This is a genomic window from Acetobacter okinawensis JCM 25146 (assembly GCF_000613865.1).
GTDB classification, from domain to species: Bacteria; Pseudomonadota; Alphaproteobacteria; order Acetobacterales; family Acetobacteraceae; genus Acetobacter; species Acetobacter okinawensis.
This window is the reverse complement of record NZ_BAJU01000031.1, coordinates 1-18,024: the sequence shown is the minus strand read 5'-3', so window position 1 is coordinate 18,024 and position 18,024 is coordinate 1. Positions and strand designations below refer to the sequence as shown.

The following is an 18,024-nucleotide window of genomic DNA, read 5'->3' as shown; positions in this document are numbered from 1 at the left end:
CATTTTCACCCTCTCATATTGAAGGATAAATCCGTCATGCGCTTCTCAACTCCCGCTCTGACCCTTATTACCTGTATTGTTGGCATGCCTGCTGCGGCACTGGCACAGGCCAATCCGTCGGCTCAGCAACTGATCAACCAGTTGCGCCCCAGCGCGCATATGGATGGCACGACACGCGGTATCCGCATGCTGCCGGCTGGTTCTGCCGGCAGTGCTCATGCATCCTCTTCGTCCGCCCATTCCCATGCCGAGGCACATGAGGCAGATCGCCCATCCGCCAGCCTTGTTGTGGATTTTCTCAACGGATCGGCGGAACTGACGCCACAGGCAGCAGCGGCCCTTGACCAGCTTGGCGCCGCACTGACCAGCGCGCAGCTTGGGTCCTACCGTTTCAAGATTATCGGCCATACCGATACCACGGGTAGCGCCGCCGTGAATCAGGCGCTTTCCACACAGCGGGCCGTTGCGGTGAAGGAATACCTGAAGGCGAAGTTCCAGATCGCGGATGACCGCCTGCAGGCTATCGGCGTGGGGCAGAACGGGCTGGCCGTTCCCACCCCGCCCAATACGTCCGAACGCCGCAATCGCCGCGTAGAAATCATCAATCTCAGCACCTGACGCCCGGGTTATGCGACATTCTTCGTGCAACGACGACGATACGGTTATCCTCCGCTCACCGGCGCAAGGAGTACGCACGTCCGTGTCATCCGGCAGCGTTCGGCCCGGCTTGATTGTCGCGGGGCTTGCCGCAGCCCTTGTGCTGGCCGGTGGGGGCACCGTTCTCTGGCGGGGGCTGACCCCGCCACGCTATCTGCCGCCCGAGCAGACAGAAGCCAGTATCGATATCAACGCTACCTGCGCCATACATGCTTTTGTTCTGGCGCAGGATCATGACGTTCTGGTTATCGACTTCTCGTCACTTCTGGCGCAGGGCCAAACGCTGAACAGGGTGGCTGCTTTTGTGGAAAAAGCAGGCCTCCCGCGTGACCGGGTGCTGGACGATGCAGCCCTGCAACGCGCCATTCGCGACAGTGGTGCCAGCGAACAGACCTATTATTACGGACATGACTATCAGGCCGAGGACCTGCGCCGTTTTTTGCCCAGGCGGCCAGTCAGTCAATATCACTGACTCCGCAGGAAAACTGGCTGCACGATATGCTGGCCCGCATGGGGTGGCTGCAACCCGGTGCCAATGGGGCGCTGATTACAGTTAGCGCATCTGGCGAAGGGCTGGATGCAACCATGCGGGCTGTTACCCTGCGGCATGAAATTGCCCATGGCGCGTTTTATACGGTTCCGGCTTACCGTGCCTATACAAGGCGTTTCTGGCAGGCCCTTCCTGAATCCGAACGCGCGGGGTTTATCGCCTTTCTGGACCAGCAGGGCTACGATACGGCATCCGAAACCCTGATGTATAACGAAATGCAGGCCTATCTTGTCTTTACTCAGGACAGGCGTTTTTTCAATGCGCAGGTGGTCAATCTGTCCGATATGAGGCTTGAAGCACTTCGGGCATCCTTTCTCAACGGTATGCCGGATTTCTGGCTTCGTGACCTGGCAACTCAGCCCGTTCCTCTTGCAGCAATATCCATCTGCCCGGATGCACTGACCGGAAATCCCGCATAATTTTTACGGAGCACAACCGCCATGGCTGCAAAACCTGCTGCCCGTATTACGGATATTCACACCTGCCCTGCTGTCAGCGGGCTGGTTCCCCATGTTGGCGGCCCGATCCTGACGGGGTCTACCAATGTGCTGATCGGGGGCATGCCTGCAGCACGCGTGTCGGACACTGCCGTTTGTGTCGGCCCACCTGCTACGGTTATTACCGGTTCGGCAACCGTCTTTATCAACGGGCTACCCGCCGCCCGGCTGGGAGACCAGACATCGCATGGCGGCGTTATCATGCTGGGGTGCCCGACCGTTTTAATCGGTTAGGACTACCGGCTTTTTTCAGGCCTGAACGTCCCCGGCATGGCAGACCAATGCACGCCTAAAACTTGGATGCCGAGCCCGAAATCCCTACCGCATTATTGACCTGCTGGCCGCGTTACGATGGGGTGTAGCGTTATTGCGACCTGCTGACCTGAACTGACAGCCTTTGACAACAGTTCGGTCATTGCGGTGGTCATAGACGCAAGATTGCCATCCGTCGGGATACGGTCAGCCGGAAGCGGGGCGGCTGATGCCAAGCTGACAGCCAGATCCGTCCCAAAAGGTGCCCCAACCTGCATGCGCGCGCCGCCCTGAGAACCATCGCCCAGCGTTCTGGTAGCATTGGCGGCAAATGCGTGCGCTGCCTCGGCCGATGTCGGGTATATCCGCACGGCCGATCCGTCGTTGGAGAAATAAATCGTCCACAGATGTGCGGAGAAGGTCGGCAGATGAACAGCAATGGAAATCGGCTCCCCATCATGCAGGGGGCGATCGCCGCCCGGCAATGACATTACCAGCCCGCTGCTGCCTGACGTTACGCCGTGATACGTACGCAAGGCATCGAAAATCGGGCAATAGGGACCATCGACCTGGCGCACCGTATTGCGGATCTGTGCGGAGCCGGGCAATTTTGCCAATGCGGCGTCCAGCGCAGCTTTGGGGCTTCCTGCCCCGACATAGCCAGACAACGTCACCTGGTCACCGTCGCGACCGGCAGTCAGGAAGCTGCATGACAGCGTGCCCACTGCGGCGGCGATATGTATCGGGTCTGGTGCTACGGATGGAGCCGTTGAGGCTGGCACTTGCTGAGGTGCCGCAGTTGCTGCCGGAAGTCCGGGATTTTCAGCAGGCCCTGCCTGTGCGGCGGGTAAGGCGGCGGGCTGGTCGCCATGGCCGGGGCTGAAAAGGAAATACCCTCCTCCACCCAGCGCTGCGACGACAGCCAGCCCACCCACGGCCATTCCTGCCAGGGGCATGTTTTTACGGGGGGCATCGGCCTGCCTGGGGCTGTCAGCCTGTGTCTTGGCGGGTGGTGATGCTGCTTGCGTGCGCGCAGACTGGACGACCAGCGTGCCGTCGTCATCGTCCGTTGCACTATGGCTTGTGGCCAGCTGTTTTTCATCGCCGGTAAGGATAGGCTCAGCAAGCAGGGCGTTGCGCAGTGCTGCTGCAAATGCGCTGGCAGAGGCATAGCGTCGGTCAGGCTGCTTTGCCATGGCGCTCAGGACGACATGATCAAGCGCCGGTGTGACCGCGATCGACAATGCCGATGGCGGCAGGGGTTCGGTATTCAGAACCTTGTGCATGATGGCGGTTAGCCGCCATCGAACGGCTTCTCACCGGTCAGGATCTGGTAGAGCATCACCCCGGTCGAATAAATATCTGTCCGGGCGTCCACGCGCTGGCCCATGAACTGCTCGGGCGACATATAGGCGGGAGTACCCAGAATTGTTCCGGCCTGGGTGAACGAACTGCTTTCAATACGCGCGATACCAAAATCCGCAATCTTGATTTCACCGCTTGATGTCAGCATGACGTTGGCGGGCTTGATATCGCGGTGCACCACGCCCCTGTCGTGCTGAACTGGAGGCCCGACAGCAATGCGTCCATCAGGCGCACCACTTCATCCACCCCGTAGCGTTCACCGCTATCCAGCACCTGTTTCAGCGTGGTGCCATCCACGTATTCCATGACGATATAGGCAATATCGTCGGTTTCTCCATAGTCGAAGACTCCGACAATATTGGGGTGCTGCAAGCGCCCGGCAGCCTTTGCCTCACGCCGGAAACGTTCCAGCTCCTCTATCGCCTGTGCATCTTCGCTGTCGGCATCGACCAGGCGCACCGTTTTGATGGCGACGGTTCTGTCTATGACAGGATCGTATCCTTCATACACGGTGCCCATGGCACCTTTGCCAAGGATACGACGCAGTTCATATTTTCCCAGTCTATCGCTCATGGGAATCCTATAAAGACATGGGCGGGATATCGGAAGGGGGCGGCTTCCCTCCATCACCGATCACGACAAAGGCAGCCCAGAAAAACGGATTGCCCAAGGTAGAGGAAGGACTGGCGGCCGCATCGTTCAGCATTGCCAACTGGGCCGCGCGCAGGCTCGCGGCCACACCGCCTGAGCGGTCGTCATGAATGTGCGACAGCGATGACGCCACCAGATAGGCCGATGCCTGATCATTGACCGACCATTGCGTGACCATGACGGCGCGGGCACCAGCATAAAAGAAACTGCGGGCCAGTGCCGACAGCGCCTCACCGCCCTGCGCCCCGCCCTGCGTATTACATGCAGACAGCAGGGCCAGATCCGCGTCAAGATGCAAGGTGCCAATAATATCGGCGTCCAGCAGTGCGTCTTTCAGATCTGGCGCGGCTGGTGGGGTTGAGGCGACAATGACCGGCTCCGCCAGACAGGGCAGATCAGTGGGCAGCAACGCATGGGTTGCAAAATGCACGATCCGGTAATCACCAAGCGAAGCATGACGCACGTTCGGCGCCGTATAATGCCCGCCCAGAAGCTGGTCCTGTGACCCTGCGCCAAAAATTGCCGATGCCGCCTGAAGTTCCAGCCGGGCATACGGCAGGACAGGCAGCCCGGCAAATGCCTCGGCACTGGCGCGGCAACCCGTGCCGGAGAACGTAGCGGTAGCCTGTGGCAGGCTGGCAGGCCGGAAATCTCCCAGACCGAACCATGGGCGGCGTGCGTGGATGTCCCCTCGGCCTTGCGTAGGCCAACGAAATTCCCCGCCGTGGGCACATAGGCCAGACTGACCTTGCGGATAAGCCAGGGCGCATGGGCCAGATCATTGGCATTCGCAGGCCCGGTTGGCAAAAGGGCGAACGGCAGAGCCAGCAACGCGCCAGATGGAGCGATGACAAGTTCATGGACATCGTCCATGGCGGCGGCTACATGGCCTAGTGTGGCTCCGTAGATTGCGCCCGCCTGTGCCATGGCGAAGGGCGGTAGCGCGTCTGGCCCCGGTATTATGGAGTCACGGACCTTGCGAACCAGCCCTGCCATGTCGTTGTCGGTCAGTTCACTTTGCGCGACCACGATCCGCCCTGCGTGAAGCAGGAACAGCCAGGTGTGGCTGGGCGTGCTTGTTACTCCGAAAAATGCCTCGTCGGGGCGCAGGCGTTCCAGCACACTTGCGACCGAAACCGCCTGCTGCACAAGCTGGCCGTAATTGGGCACAAGTGCCTGTTCAGCCATGGCAGCCTGCTGCAAGGCAGCACTGGTTGCGGCAATATCCTTGTCCACCACAGCAAGGTCGGTATTGCGGCTTGCATCACGAGCCTGTTCGGCAAGCTGGTCGCGTTTTTGGTAGAGTGTTTCGAGTTTCTGCTGGGCATCCTGCTGCGCGCGTATGGCGGCCACCAGTTTCGGGTCACCCGATGACGATGCCAGGCGTGCGGCGGCAAGAGATATCTGGCGGGCAGTCACGCTGCCCTGTATCCATTCCGCCGCTTCGAACATTTCAGTATGCAGACCGTCGCGCTGGACCGGGTTGCTGTCCGCTGCTGCGGCGTAAATGTCCAGGCAGGGGCCGATAAGCCGGGCCGATGCACCCTGCCGCAGGACGCGCAGCAATGTCATGCCCCGGCGACAGTTCTCTACCGCGGCAGGCTGCTGCCCGTTTGCAAAAAGGGCGGCGGCACGCAGTAGGATGGTTTCCGCCGTTGGCCGTGAACCCGGCATACCCGCATCGAAGTTGTGCAATGCCTTGTCGAGTTCGCGTGCTGCAAAATTGTAATGATTATGCGCTATGGCCAGAGCCGCCACAGTGCGATGCAGGTGCCCCGCCATAGCCGAAGATGATGCGTCGGAGCGTTCGGCAATCATGTTCGCGCGGGTAATCGCTGCTTCGCTGCCTTGTGTATCGCCGGTTTGGTGCAGGGCAAGTGCGAGGTGACGGCAGACTTCGATGGCGCCCAGAGTAGCCGTCTGTGTCAGCGGATCGCTCAGACTGAGCTGCGCCCCCAGCAGGGTTGCGCCATCGCCCTGCCCGAACGGCGAAAGGGTTGTTCCCGCCGCGCTATCCAGCAACCCGGGGGGCAACAGGCTTTCGTAACGGGCCAAGGCATCGCGCAGCAGGGAGATTGCGGCAAGTGCTGCGCCCTGACTGAGTTTATCAAGAGCCTGATCGTATAGTGCTGTCGCAGGTGCGGTCGGGTCGTCGCTGCGGGGCATGAGGCGGTCTGCCGCGGCAAACTGGGTTTGTGCCTCGGCGTAGTTTCCTTCGTTGGAGAGATTGAGCGCCAACGCCAGTATTGCGCCGATGGTGCCCGGACTATCCGCCCCCAATTGTTTCTGCTGCAGAGCCAGTGCAGCACGATAGGCCAGAACAGCGGCTGAAAAATCTTCTGCCTGGTTGGCGCGTGCCCCCACAGCCATCAGGCGCGCATATTCGCGGATATCTCCGGTACTGAACGCGTGTGCGGCCAGTAGTCCGACCAGACGGCGGTTCATCGCACCATCCGGCGCATTTTTTGTGTTCCCGAGTGTGGACCTGCCATTCACGATATCAATCGCCCGGAGCAGGGCTGGCAGGGCGGATTGCACGCCCTCTCCATAATAGGCGCGGCCGTTACGCACCTGCACCATGCCTACGTAGGGCCAGCCCGCCTGCCTCTGGCGGCAGGTTATAAGCCTCCCTGCCTGATCGTCGTGACTGCGCAGCGGTTTTGGGGGATCACAAGCATAGGTCGTATCCAGCCCTGCCCGCCAGCGGCTGGTGGTGGCAAGCTGGGTCAGTAACGTATCTTCGTTCGCTGCAGTCTCATCCTTGCGCAGGCGTTCGATCTGGACATGCCCGCTGGGCTGGTCCCAATCGCCGCAATACAGATCTCGCAACGTGCCTTTGGCCTGTATGGTGCAGGACGCACCTGAACTGTCCTGCCCTGCTGGCAGCATCTGGGCGTTGGCGTCGTCCATGGTGCCTGTATCGTAGGCGGATGCGGGAGGATGCTTACACCCTGAACAGGCAAGTGCCAGAAACACGCACAGCACAAGCCAGCAGGCCCAAAGCCTGCTGGCCCTGCCATGGTGCAAGCTACCCTGTCTGGCGGGATGAGATGATGCGTCCTGCAAGATCAATAATCCTGCCCACGGACACCTGGCAGATATATGCTGCTGTCGGTCTTGTGCCTACCCCCGCTACGAGGGCTGTAACTGAAGAGCAAATCGTTACCCAATGCGTCCTTCGGCTGGCCACCCTTGACGCCAAGAAGGCTTGTTCCCGCACTGTTCCCACTCCCGCCATTCTGGAAATCGTAGCTGGAAAGCGGGCTGGTAATGACCGGCACTATGGCGTTGGCTAATGATGACGTTTTGTTACCTGAAGGATCGGTATTGTCGTTTGTCGGCACAGTGGTGGGGGGCGTGCAAACCGTGGTGCCGAACAGGCAGCCATTAAACCGATCGTGCGTCGTATCGGTGGAATAGGCAACGGCTTTATTAGCTGCCTGCGTGCCTGTTATGCCGCCCAGCGTGCCCTCCATATCCGCGGTTGCGCCGCCATACAGAGTGAGCGAAAGCAGGTTGACATTGCCCGTCAGCGCTACCTGATCCCCCAGCCGCAGAACAAGATCAGTGGTCGAGGCAACCAGTTGCTGTCCCGTACCACCCAGCGCCATGCTGCCCGTACCCGGTAGTGCGAGTGTGAGCGTTGTGGGCATATTGGCGTAAGCCGATTGCAGGGGGCCATCGTTGATGTAGAAATTGCCTGCCTGTTGCAGTGTCGCACCATCGCCAGTGATTGTCAGCGTGCTGCTGTCGGTTGCGGAACCGGGCGAGAGAAACATACTGCCACCCGCGCCAAGCGTCATGCCACCTGCTGCCGTCAGGTTAACCGCATGTGCTACCAGCGGGCCATCCAGCGTCAGCGCGGACGCATTGTTCAGCTGAAATATCCCATCCTGGACCACAAAGCTCGCCAATGTGCCTATTGTATTCGCCCCTGACAGGGTCGTATCACCCCCCACAGTACCGGTGCCGGTTGTCAGAACCCCCGCGTCAATAGCGCCGGTTGCACTTTCCTGTAACGTGCCAGAGTTCTGAAGAGTGAAGGTCCCGGGCGTGCTGATAAGGCCTGTAAGACCCAGCGCACCATTGGTGTGAATTGTAACATCACCGGTGGCTGAAATGCCGCCCAAAGCAGGAATAGTGTTGTCGCCAGTCAGCAGGATACTTCCGTTAAAGACGCTATTCCCCGTCGAGATCAATGATTGCGAAATGTTTATTCCCGCAGCCTGTGTCAGCGTGCCGCCACCGCTGATCTGCATCTGTCCCGTGCCAGTAATGGCCGTACCCAGCACCGTGTCTGCGTCGTGGTCGATAATCAGGGTGCCGTTGTTAACGATATCCGTAGCGACCGTACCGCCCTGCCCGCCATTTCCAAGCTGAAGGGTCGCACCCGACCCTACGGTGGTGACGCCGCTATAGGTGTTCTGCCCCGAAAGGATCTGGGTGCCGCCGGTCAGGGTCAGGCCGCCACTGGTGCCTTCTAAATACGGACCATCGGTAATAGCGCCGCTGAATGCGCCTGACCCATTGGTGATGGTCAGTCCCTGATCACCCAGCAGCACAGACCCGGTCCCCGACAATGAGGATATTTGCGGCGCCCATGAAGACGAAATATCGAAAGTGCCATTATCGACAACAGAGCTGGAAGTGGCAATGCTTCCGTCCACAAGCTGCAATGTCGCACCGGTGCCGATAACTGTCGGGCCGGTGTAGGTGTTCTCACTGAACAGTCTCAGGGTGCCGCTGTCAATACTCAGACTACCGCCAACACCGCCGGAAATCCCACCGTCCGTAATATTACCCAAAAATGCGCTACCGTCGGAAACTTGTCCCGACCCACCATCTGCGGCTGTCAGTGTCAGGTTGTTGCCTCCCAACGCCACGGTGCCGCCCCCGTTCAGCCCCCCGATCGATACGCTGGGTGACGCGCCTGAAATGTCGAACGTGCCGTCATCTTTCAGGAAGGATGCGCTGCGGAGCTGCCCGCTGCCAGACAGGGACAGGGTTGCGCCAGAAGCTACATCCACGAACGCAGCGTTGATCGTGCCCATGACCTGTGCGGACATGTCGAATTCAACTGATTGCGCATTGACTGTGCCCGTGGATGCAACCTGCACGGGGCCTGCAAAATCGACCGAACCCGCAGTGATGGTTCCCGTATGCGTGACCTGTGCCTGTGACGGTATGGTAATGCCAACCTTGCCGGGAGTGGTGATAGTGCCCGCCAGCTGACTTGGCCGCTGGGCCTGGATGGTAATGTCCCCGCTGTCTGTGTCGCCGCTGGTATCGATCTTGCTGGTGGCCGTTGTTGTAACAGCACCGTCTGACGCGTTGATACTGACCGTGCCACCCGTCGCGGCATCTGACCCCTTGGCGAGCAGATCGCCCGAAATGGTAATATTGCCGCCAATCCCCTGGATTGAAATACTGCCTTTTTCACCGGCATCGACCCGACCGCCCGCGTTGACCAGCGTGCTTACCACCCCGTCAGCAGCCTGTGCGGTCAACTGCACGTGCCCCCCGGGTGAGGACAGCTTGCCGGTGCTGGTGTTGGTCACAAGAACCGTGTCCTTGGATACCGCACCCGCTGCGATCTTGTCCGTCACATCGAAATTGATCAACCCATCACCATACAGGTCGAGCGTAAATGCCGTGACACCACCGGCCAGCAGGATCGTGCCGAGGTTCGCGGTAATGGTGCCTGCGTTCGACACCTGCGGCGCGACCAGCCCGACCAGCCCGGCCTGTGCAGCACTGATGGTCGCCCCCTGATTGACCTTAATCGCCGGAGAGGTAATGGACGAGTCAGTCGGGGCGCTGAATGACAGAACCCCATTTTCAAAATTGCTGTCGTTGATGTGGGAGGGTGTCACAATGACACTTTGCGCACTGACATTCGCACCGTTATAGAATATCGCACCTGACGGGTTTTCGAGTATGAAAACGCCGTTCGCTGAAATGGATCCCGCGATATTGGAGGTTTTATCACCCGTGACACGGTTGAGTATCATCGCCGTTGAACTCGGCTGAACGAAATTCACACTTGCCTTCGCGCCCACATCGAAACTGGACCAGTTGATAATGGCGTTGGGTGTGATCTGGTTGACCGTCAACGTCGTGGTCGAACCCGAAATAACGGGGTTCCCGACAGTTGCCGAGCCGCCAGCCACTTCGCCACCCTGCGGCAACGCGGTGGGAGCGGGCAAGGTCTGGCCATAGGCGGTTGCAGCCCAGGTCAGGCCAACCCAGAGGGCAAAATGGCTACGGCGCAATACCACATGCCACACAGCCGCCGTGTTCGTGCTGGCCCTAGCGCGCACCATACGTTCTCCGAGAAAAGAGGACGCGTTCATTTTGAGCAGGAGCGATATCAATAGAATACCGTCGCCCCCCAATAGAACATTGTATGGCCCAGTGACTGCGCACCCAGGCCTTCATATTCTACCTCTGTTGCCAGACGATGGACGAATTCCCCCTGCATCTGGAAGTTATGCCCTACCCCGACCTTGACCCCCACACCGGCAGACGCCAGACGGGGATTGGCGCCGCCTACCTGGTTCGACCAGGCCTGTCCCCAGTCGTAAAAGCCATACACCTGCGATGTAACGTCGATATTTCTTTGAAAAACATCGATGCTTGCGGTCGTGTTCAGTTGCAGTTCGGCTGTCGCATAGGCGGCTTTATCACCCGCGACCTGTCCGGAATAATAACCGCGCGTGAACGATTGGCCGCCCAGATAAAATTCTTCCGCCGTTGGCAGGATGGAGGGCGTGTACTGCCCCCCCGCGGCCCCCCGCAGCGCGACCAACGCGCCTTGCCAGGGCATGAACAGGGCCTGGGTGCGCGAAACGGAGAGCGAAATTTTTCTGAAATCGAAGCGCGCGTTATTTCGCCCACCCGGTGGCGCGGCTCGGCCATTGGCCGAACTGCCCATGAAAGGCAGCCCCTGCGAGCCGGTGATATCCACCGTGCTCGTGCCTACACGGGTGCTACCAAACCACAAGTCCTGCCAGGCGTAGCTGGCGTTTGCCCGCGCAACGCGCATGCTGTCCTGACTAAGCCCTGTTCTCCCAACGGAAATCGCAACATCACGCCCGTCCAGACTGAGGCGGGTTGTCAAAGCCTTCCTGCGGCCCAGCAGAACCGGGTAGTCCAACGATCCGCCAAAGCTTACGACCTGACTATGATAGTCGATCTCGCGCAGCACGCCCGACGGCACCGCCCGACCCATGCCGCCATAGGCATGGAACTGAAGTCCGCTTGAACCGATAAAGATATTTTCCGATAATTGGCCGAAATTATCCGTATTGCCGTCGGTGTGGTAATAGACGAGGTCCGTGCGTTCACCCAACGCTGTAAAGCTGTTGAAGTGTGCCACCACCAGCCCCTCTTCCGGCCCGGTGTTTTCATACCCACGATTATCGGCCGATATCATGGCCGATACGGCCTGGCGGCTGACATCGGCAATCAGGGTCAGTGCGCCGGGTTCGCGGTTGGCATTTTGCAGCACGGCACGGAGTTTTACACCCGCAACCTGCTGGGCCAGAAGCAGCCAGCGCTCCATTTCCGCATTTGCCAGCGGACGGCGATCTACCAGATGTTCCAGCAACGCCAGAACCTTGGTGCCTGCTGGGCCAATGTCATGCCCCAGCCGGACCGAAGCGATGTAGCCTTCTGTTACGACAAAATGAACATTAGCGTCGCGATCGATCGCCATCGAGACGGTCGACAGCAGAAAACCGTGCTCACGATAAAGCCGGACCACCGCAAGCCGTGTCTGTTCAAGCACGGCCAGAGTGACGCGACGATGCGCGATGTCCTTTGCAATCTCGTTCAACAACGATAACGGGAATGCATCAGCCCCCGCAAAGGATACGGATTTTATGGAAAGGGAAAGCTTTGGCAGCTTTCCTTCGCGCTCCACTTCCCGAACAACTGGCAGTGCGTGCCCCGGATCAGGCTGTACCGGAGGCAGTTCTCTTGGGATCGGGGAGGTTTCAAGAACGGGCAGTGAAGGTTGCGCCCAGACTGAAGGCACGGGGAGCAGTACGGCAGAGCTACCCCCAGCCATGCCCGCCATACTGTGCAATCATCCTTCAACACTACACCACCTTCCCGCGCAAAAGAAATAGTCAGTAAATAACAAGAAGACAAAAATAAAAATAACCGGACATCTAAAATCTATACATAACGATATGCCAAGCATGACGCATGACGATTGCTCGAACGCGTACCCGACTTTCGTACCCCACGAATGCGCGCTCAAGTCCCCTAAACAGGGGACAAAGCAACCGGTGGAGAACGTACGCCACCCACTAACGGAATTGGAGTACTATTAGAAAAACTTGTTATAATATATAATATTTTTTGAAAAACATTTATTTTTCCTCTTCCCCCTATCACTATTGATCTCTATACTCATCAATACTCTTGGTGCAAGTCCCCTAAACAGGGGACAGAACCTGCACCTTTCTCAATCTGGACGGACACCCTATCGATGGATCTTGAGCTTCTCTCCATTGTTACGCCTCTGCGTGATGCGCCCTTTGGCGTCGCGCGCGTACATGGCACTGAGGAGTTGAGTCACCCTTTTATCTATCAGGTTCATCTTCATTCAGGCGCTGACCAGCTCGACTCGGAGCAGCTTCTGGATCAGGCGGTCAGTATTCAGGTAGCTCGCCCCAGGGGCGGCGGCGCGCCTGCGCGTTATATCAATGGAATTGTATCGTCGGTCGTCCAGGATCCCATGCAGGGCGACAATCTTTGGTCCTACACGCTGACAGTCGTGCCGCGCCTGTGGTTTCTGGGGCAGACGAGCGACTGCCGCTTCTACCAGCAGATGTCCGTGCCTGAAATTGCGTCACAGATTCTCTCACATTTTGGAATCACCTGTGACAACCGGCTAACCCTGGACTATACCCCACGCGATTATATCGTGCAGTTCAATGAGTCCTATCTGGATTTCCTGCAAAGACTTCTCGAAGATTGCGGGATTTTTTACTTCTTTATCCACGATGAGCACGCGCACCGCCTGATCCTGGCTGATGCCAACACCGCTTTCCCCGCCATGAACCCGTATACCCTGCCGCTGGATCAGGTAACGCCTGGTCTGGGCGTCATGCAGGACTGGGACCGGGCGGATATAACGGTGGCCGGCCGCATGGGCGCTTCGGATTACAACCCAGCAACAGGCACGGCCTCGGTCGGGACTTTGCAGGCCGACGAATCGACCCTGCTGAAGGCATCGGGGGCGGAAAGCCGCGTTCATTACGTCTGGCCCGCGACGCGTGACACACGCGGCGGCGTGACCGATGTGGTCAAGACACGCATGCAGGCGGCCGAAGCCGTAGCGGAACTGTATGAAGGCAGGGGTCAGGTCCCCGCCTTTTTCGCCGGGGGCAGGTTTTTGCTGCAGGACGACCCTTTCGCGGGGGGGGGCAGTACGGACTACGTAGTCCGGTCTCTCAGTTACGATGTATCGAACGGCCAGCAGGGTGGTGCGGTCGGCATTCGCCTGACGGCCTTTCGCACCGCCGTGGCGTATCGCCCTGACCATAGTTTTGCACCGCCGGTCATGGCCGGTCTGTACAGTGCGCTGGTTATAGGGCCGCAGGGCGAGGAAGTGCATACAGATGACCTCGGGCGGATTAAGGTGCAGTTCCCATCCGACCACATGCGCGATATTTCGGCGGACAAGACGCTGTGGGTCCGTGTCATGCACCCGTGGGCAGGCAATGGCTGGGGAATGCAGCATATTCCCCGTGTAGGGACCGAGGTCGCAATTGCGTTTCTGGAAGGGGATGTGAACCGACCCGTGGTCGTAGGGGGGCTGTACAACGCCCGCAACGCCCCGATTTTCCCCGCAGCAGAAAAGACCCGCAGCGGGTGGCGTTCACGCTCGATGGATGGCGGCAGGGCTAATTTCAGCGAATTTTCGGTCGATGACGCCAAAGGGCGGGAAGCAGTCCTGCTGCATGCCGAACGCGATCTTGTGGTCGAGGTGGAACATGACCGTTCCGTTGCGGTCACGCATGATGAGAATGTGCGGATCGACGGGAACAAGACCGACACGGTGCGCGGCGACCATGCAACCACCGTTTCAGAGGGCAATCTGTCGGTCGATGTCTGCGCTGGGGCCATGCACTGCAAAGCCGCGCAGTCCATCACGCTGCAAGTGGGGGGCAGCACGATTGTAATCGATCCTTCTGGAATCAGCCTCAGCATCGGCGACAGCAAAATGCAACTGACAGCAGCCAGCGTAAGCGTTGAATCTCCGCAGGTCACCATTTCCGGGCAGGCACTGCTGCAACTATCCGGTGGCGTCACCATGATCAATTCATGATGGCGGGCGATAGCGGAATGCAGATGCACGCAAACAGCAAGCTGGCGGGGGCAAACCTTGCCGATGTGCTGGAACTGAGTGGCATGGCTGACGATATCGCGGCCAGCGCCATTCGTGCCGATACGATCGAGCGGGTGCTCTCGGCGCTGGTGGCATCGGGCCGTACTGCGGATGCCGCGCGACTGCTCGCCTATGCCCTTCCCCGGCGTGAAGCGGTGTGGTGGGCGTGCATGTGTGCCCGGCATAGTGCGCCCGCCACCCTGCCCGATGCCACGGAGGCGGCAAGAAGCCTGGCTGAAAACTGGGTGCGCCAACCCGACGAGGATACGGGCCGCCAGGCCATGGAAGCTGCCCGGCGGGCTGGCCTGCAAAGCCCGGAATCCTGGGCGGCTGTCGCCACGTTCTGGAGTGGCATGTCCATAACAGCATCGGGTGTGCTGCCTGTCCCCCCTGCCCCGCACCTTGCCGGCACAGCTGTGGCCAGTGCGGTGGCACTTGCATCCATCCGGGGGAATGCCTCCCGGCGTGATGCACGCCTGACCGCTTTTCTTCGCTCCGCGCAGGATATCGCAACAGGTGGCGCTGGCCGCCTACCGATGGAGGCCGCATGACTCTGATACTGACCGTGCTGCGCTGCCCGGATGCAGTATATCCCGAGACCCGCCACGTAGTCGGGGGGGAACTGCGTATCGGCCGTGGGCCTGATAATGACTGGGTTCTGGCCGACCCGGAACGGCACCTGTCCAAACGCCATTGTATTGTCGCGTTTCATCATGGCGGGTGGGCGGTGGCCGATATCAGCACCAATGGCACATTCGTCAACGATGACACGGCCCCCCTTGGCCACGGCACTATCCGCGAGTTGCGCAGTGGTGACCGTATCCGTATCGGAACCTATGAAATCGAGGCGCAGATCGCCCCCGCCGCCTATGCGCCAGCCAACATGGAGGACTATGTTTCTCCACCATCCAGCCTGGGTATTGGCGGAAGTGGTATCTCCCCGCTGGATGACCCGTTTACCGATGCCCTGTTCGGCACCCCATCAGGCCTTGGTGAACACGCGCAGGACAGCGCTTTCATTCATCAGGCATTCGGGAGCGCGGACCCTTTGTTTGGGGCTCCACCTCAACCCACCTCGGTGACCCTACCCGACGATTTCAGCCCTCCTGCCTCACAGCAACCCGACTTTGGCGCTCCCCCTACCGTTGCGGATCACGTGCCCGCTTTTTGTGATGCCTTTGCCCCTCCCCCCTCACGCGTGCTGCTGCCCGATGACGATGACTGGGACCTGTCCCCTCTTGCGCCCCCGCCTTCGCACCCTGCTGCTTCGGCACCCGAGGCCACCCCGGCAGGGCCGAGCAATGCGCCGTTCCCCGAAGATGCAGGGCCCGACGATTTTCTTGCACACGATCTGGGTGAGCCCGATCCCGACCCAGCGCATGGCAACCCCTTTGTCGAACCCGCAGACACGGCCCGCCCGCTTGCGGTCCCGTTTGCAAAAGGCCCCCCCGCTCCTAATGCGGCAGTGGACGGAAGCGATCTGCTGAGTGCATTTCTGTTGGGAGCTGGGTTGACCGACATGCCTGCCCCCGCCGACCCGGAGACCCTTATGAACGCGGTTGGCGCGACCTTTCGCGCCATGGTGTCCGGGCTGCGGCAGGCCCTGATCGCGCGTGCGACCATCAAGGGTGAATTCCGCATCGAACAGACGATGATCCGCGCACGTGGAAACAACCCGCTGAAGTTCTCCGCCCATGATGATGACGCCCTATGCGCATTGCTGGGCTTGGGCCGGCGGGTGGATATGCGCCCCGATACGGCGGTAAGCGAGACATTGCGCGACATGCGCCTGCACGAACTTGCCACCATGGCGGCAATGCAGGGCGCTGTTCGCGCAGTCATGACCCGCCTGGACCCGGCACGCCTGCGGGTCAATGCGGATGAAGCGGGGGGAATGGCCTTGCTGCCAGCCCAGAAAAAAGCGCGGGCGTTCGATATTTTCGAGAAAGAATACCGCACCGTCTCGAACGGTCTGGCCGATAATTTCGACGCCGTATTCGGGCAGGCATTTGCCCGTGCCTATGAAACAGCGCTTCAGGACATCCAGGATCGGGGAGCGTCATGAAAGACCAACTGGCAAGACAGCCACACCGGACGGAGCACACATACTCATGAGTTGGACCAATCGTGTGATCTGGCAGGAGGGGATGTTCATCCGCTCCCAGCACTTCCAGCAGCAGGACCGCTGGCTGGAGGCCGGGCTGCGGGCAAGACTGGCCGCGTTGCAGCCCCATGGCTGGGGTCTGACACAGATGACGACCAACCAGGATCTTCTGGGAACGGGCCAGTTCGCGCTGTCGGCCGTTGCCGGTGTCTTCGAGGATGGGACAACGTTCTCGCTGCCTGGCGAAGCCGATCATCCACCCCCGCTTGATGTGCCAGATACCGCGCGTGGTGTGCTGGTGCATCTGGCGCTGCCGGTGCGGCAGCCCGGTGCGGTAGAAATTTCCGCGTCAGCCGATCCGGGGGTGGAAGGGCGTTACAGCCCCAGCGTGTTCGAAGCCTATGACACACATTCGGCATCGCCCCAGCCAGCGGACCTTCTGGTAGGGCGGCTGAAACTGCGTTACCTGCTCGATACCGATGACCGCTCGGGGTATCTGTGCATTCCGCTGGCGCGGATTATTGAAGTGTCTGCCGACCGCCGTGTCACGCTTGACGAACGCTGGATACCGCCGTCGCTGCTATGCCACGTCTCGCGTTCCCTGTCCGGCTCATTGTCGAACTGGCGGGCATGATCAACCAGCGGGGGGAGGCCCTGGCCACGCGTCTGGCAGCGCCCAATACGCGCGGGGTCGCCGAAGTTTCGGATTTCATGCTGCTTCAGGCGCTCAACCGCTGGCAGGGCCTGCTGCAACACTGGAGCGACGCCTTCGCCATTCACCCCGAAACGCTCTATAGCGCATGTGTGCAGATAGCGGGCGAGCTTGCGACCTTTACCGATACCAAACGCAGGCCCAGTGCCTATCCGGGCTACCGGCACGAGGATATGCAACGCGCCTTCGGACCGGTCATTGCGGATCTGCGCCGTGCCCTGTCCTCGGTCATGGAAACCAATGCCATAGCCATTCCCCTGCAGGAACGCAGGCATGGCGTGCATGTTGGGCCGATTACCGACCGGACCGTGCTCCAGAACGCCAATTTCGTGCTGAGTGTGCAGGCCGATGTGCCAACCGAGACACTACGCCGCCTGTTTCCGGCACAGGTCAAGATCGGGGCTGTCGAGCAGATCCGTGAACTGGTGAATGTCGCACTGCCCGGCATTGCCATACGGCCACTGCCTGTCGCACCGCGCCAGATCCCGTTCCATACCGGAGCAACCTATTTCGAACTCGATCGCAACAGTCCGCACTGGCAGCAGATGCGCAACTCGGGTGGTTTCGCAATCCATGTTTCAGGCGATTTTCCTGGCCTGCGCATGGATCTGTGGGCGATCCGCGGATGACACGGGACGGCCATAAGGCGGAAGAGCAATAATGAACAGCGACAATCCATTTGCCGAACCCGATGATTCGGATCGGACAGTCATCCGCCCCATGCCGGGCGGGCGCAAGCCCAGCGCACCGCAGCCCTCTTCCGCGTTTGGCGGGGGAGCCCCTTTCAGCCTCGCGTCGGAGGCGACCGCTTTCATGGCCGCACCGCCGGGCGAG

13 protein-coding genes and 1 pseudogene are annotated in these 18,024 nt (G+C 59.9%); 8 read left to right on the top strand and 6 right to left on the bottom strand.

All coding sequences use genetic code 11. The features are described from left to right. The first annotated feature begins 36 nt into the window (after nucleotides 1-36). The 4 genes from JCM25146_RS11580 (at nucleotide 37) to JCM25146_RS11570 (ending at nucleotide 1,938) form a co-directional block, all read left to right on the top strand. Nucleotides 37-618 carry an OmpA family protein gene (locus JCM25146_RS11580; protein WP_025828104.1) on the top strand — a complete coding sequence of 194 codons (582 nt, stop codon included), beginning with the start codon at nucleotides 37-39 and terminating at the stop codon, nucleotides 616-618. An 82-nt stretch (nucleotides 619-700) separates the two neighbouring features. Continuing rightward, nucleotides 701-1,129 carry a hypothetical protein gene (locus tag JCM25146_RS20860; protein ID WP_148299067.1) on the top strand — a complete coding sequence of 143 codons (429 nt, stop codon included), beginning with the start codon at nucleotides 701-703 and terminating at the stop codon, nucleotides 1,127-1,129. A 26-nt stretch (nucleotides 1,130-1,155) separates the two neighbouring features. After that, nucleotides 1,156-1,626 (top strand): hypothetical protein, encoded by a 471-nt coding sequence (locus tag JCM25146_RS20855; RefSeq protein ID WP_051544214.1) that lies wholly within the window; start codon nucleotides 1,156-1,158, stop codon nucleotides 1,624-1,626. A 21-nt stretch (nucleotides 1,627-1,647) separates the two neighbouring features. After that, on the top strand, nucleotides 1,648-1,938 hold the full coding sequence (locus JCM25146_RS11570; protein ID WP_025828103.1) for a PAAR domain-containing protein: 291 nt from the start codon (nucleotides 1,648-1,650) through the stop codon (nucleotides 1,936-1,938). A 92-nt stretch (nucleotides 1,939-2,030) separates the two neighbouring features. Here JCM25146_RS11570 and JCM25146_RS20850 read toward each other — a convergent pair whose 3' ends face one another. From JCM25146_RS20850 to JCM25146_RS11540, 6 genes are all read right to left on the bottom strand, one after another. Further along, nucleotides 2,031-3,242, bottom strand: coding sequence for a DUF4384 domain-containing protein (locus JCM25146_RS20850; protein ID WP_025828101.1), 1,212 nt, complete (start codon nucleotides 3,240-3,242; stop codon nucleotides 2,031-2,033). Between the two features lie 8 nt (nucleotides 3,243-3,250). After that, nucleotides 3,251-3,502 carry a serine/threonine protein kinase gene (locus JCM25146_RS24620; RefSeq protein WP_148299066.1) on the bottom strand — a complete coding sequence of 84 codons (252 nt, stop codon included), beginning with the start codon at nucleotides 3,500-3,502 and terminating at the stop codon, nucleotides 3,251-3,253. Continuing rightward, nucleotides 3,463-3,894 carry a serine/threonine-protein kinase gene (locus JCM25146_RS24615; protein WP_025828096.1) on the bottom strand — a complete coding sequence of 144 codons (432 nt, stop codon included), beginning with the start codon at nucleotides 3,892-3,894 and terminating at the stop codon, nucleotides 3,463-3,465. Before JCM25146_RS24615 ends, JCM25146_RS24620 begins: the two co-directional genes overlap by 40 nt. A gap of 7 nt (nucleotides 3,895-3,901) precedes the next feature. Beyond that, complete coding sequence (locus JCM25146_RS21550; protein WP_242401092.1) at nucleotides 3,902-4,492, bottom strand: CHAT domain-containing protein; 591 nt, start codon at nucleotides 4,490-4,492, stop codon at nucleotides 3,902-3,904. 2,548 nt (nucleotides 4,493-7,040) lie between these two features. Beyond that, nucleotides 7,041-10,295, bottom strand: a complete 3,255-nt coding sequence (locus JCM25146_RS11545) for a beta strand repeat-containing protein (RefSeq protein WP_025828095.1) — start codon at nucleotides 10,293-10,295, stop codon at nucleotides 7,041-7,043. 47 nt (nucleotides 10,296-10,342) lie between these two features. After that, nucleotides 10,343-12,052 carry a ShlB/FhaC/HecB family hemolysin secretion/activation protein gene (locus tag JCM25146_RS11540; RefSeq protein ID WP_051544211.1) on the bottom strand — a complete coding sequence of 570 codons (1,710 nt, stop codon included), beginning with the start codon at nucleotides 12,050-12,052 and terminating at the stop codon, nucleotides 10,343-10,345. A gap of 417 nt (nucleotides 12,053-12,469) precedes the next feature. Here JCM25146_RS11540 and JCM25146_RS11535 point away from each other — a divergent pair, with 417 nt between their 5' ends. The 4 genes and pseudogenes from JCM25146_RS11535 (at nucleotide 12,470) to tssK (ending at nucleotide 17,819) form a co-directional block, all read left to right on the top strand. Beyond that, nucleotides 12,470-14,314, top strand: coding sequence for a type VI secretion system Vgr family protein (locus JCM25146_RS11535; RefSeq protein WP_025828091.1), 1,845 nt, complete (start codon nucleotides 12,470-12,472; stop codon nucleotides 14,312-14,314). Continuing rightward, nucleotides 14,311-14,925, top strand: a complete 615-nt coding sequence (locus JCM25146_RS11530; protein ID WP_242401089.1) for a DUF6931 family protein — start codon at nucleotides 14,311-14,313, stop codon at nucleotides 14,923-14,925. The genes JCM25146_RS11535 and JCM25146_RS11530 overlap by 4 nt, the downstream gene beginning before the upstream one ends. Next, on the top strand, nucleotides 14,922-16,439 hold the full coding sequence (tagH, locus tag JCM25146_RS11525; protein ID WP_025828088.1) for a type VI secretion system-associated FHA domain protein TagH: 1,518 nt from the start codon (nucleotides 14,922-14,924) through the stop codon (nucleotides 16,437-16,439). The genes JCM25146_RS11530 and tagH overlap by 4 nt, the downstream gene beginning before the upstream one ends. Beyond that, nucleotides 16,396-17,819: pseudogene (gene tssK / locus JCM25146_RS24960) on the top strand (type VI secretion system baseplate subunit TssK). Before tagH ends, tssK begins: the two are co-directional and overlap by 44 nt. Nucleotides 17,820-18,024 lie beyond the last annotated feature (205 nt).

Bases quoted from the DNA above. Each gene is read 5' to 3' on its own strand.
- JCM25146_RS11580 (WP_025828104.1), top strand. From the start codon at position 37: ATGCGCTTCTCAACTCCCGCTCTGACCCTTATTACCTGTATTGTTGGC.
- JCM25146_RS20855 (WP_051544214.1), top strand. From the start codon at position 1,156: ATGCTGGCCCGCATGGGGTGGCTGCAACCCGGTGCCAATGGGGCGCTG.
- JCM25146_RS11570 (WP_025828103.1), top strand. From the start codon at position 1,648: ATGGCTGCAAAACCTGCTGCCCGTATTACGGATATTCACACCTGCCCT.
- JCM25146_RS20850 (WP_025828101.1), bottom strand. From the start codon at position 3,242: ATGCACAAGGTTCTGAATACCGAACCCCTGCCGCCATCGGCATTGTCG.
- JCM25146_RS24615 (WP_025828096.1), bottom strand. From the start codon at position 3,894: ATGAGCGATAGACTGGGAAAATATGAACTGCGTCGTATCCTTGGCAAA.
- JCM25146_RS11545 (WP_025828095.1), bottom strand. From the start codon at position 10,295: ATGGTGCGCGCTAGGGCCAGCACGAACACGGCGGCTGTGTGGCATGTG.
- JCM25146_RS11540 (WP_051544211.1), bottom strand. From the start codon at position 12,052: ATGGCGGGCATGGCTGGGGGTAGCTCTGCCGTACTGCTCCCCGTGCCT.
- JCM25146_RS11535 (WP_025828091.1), top strand. From the start codon at position 12,470: ATGGATCTTGAGCTTCTCTCCATTGTTACGCCTCTGCGTGATGCGCCC.
- JCM25146_RS11530 (WP_242401089.1), top strand. From the start codon at position 14,311: ATGATGGCGGGCGATAGCGGAATGCAGATGCACGCAAACAGCAAGCTG.
- tagH (WP_025828088.1), top strand. From the start codon at position 14,922: ATGACTCTGATACTGACCGTGCTGCGCTGCCCGGATGCAGTATATCCC.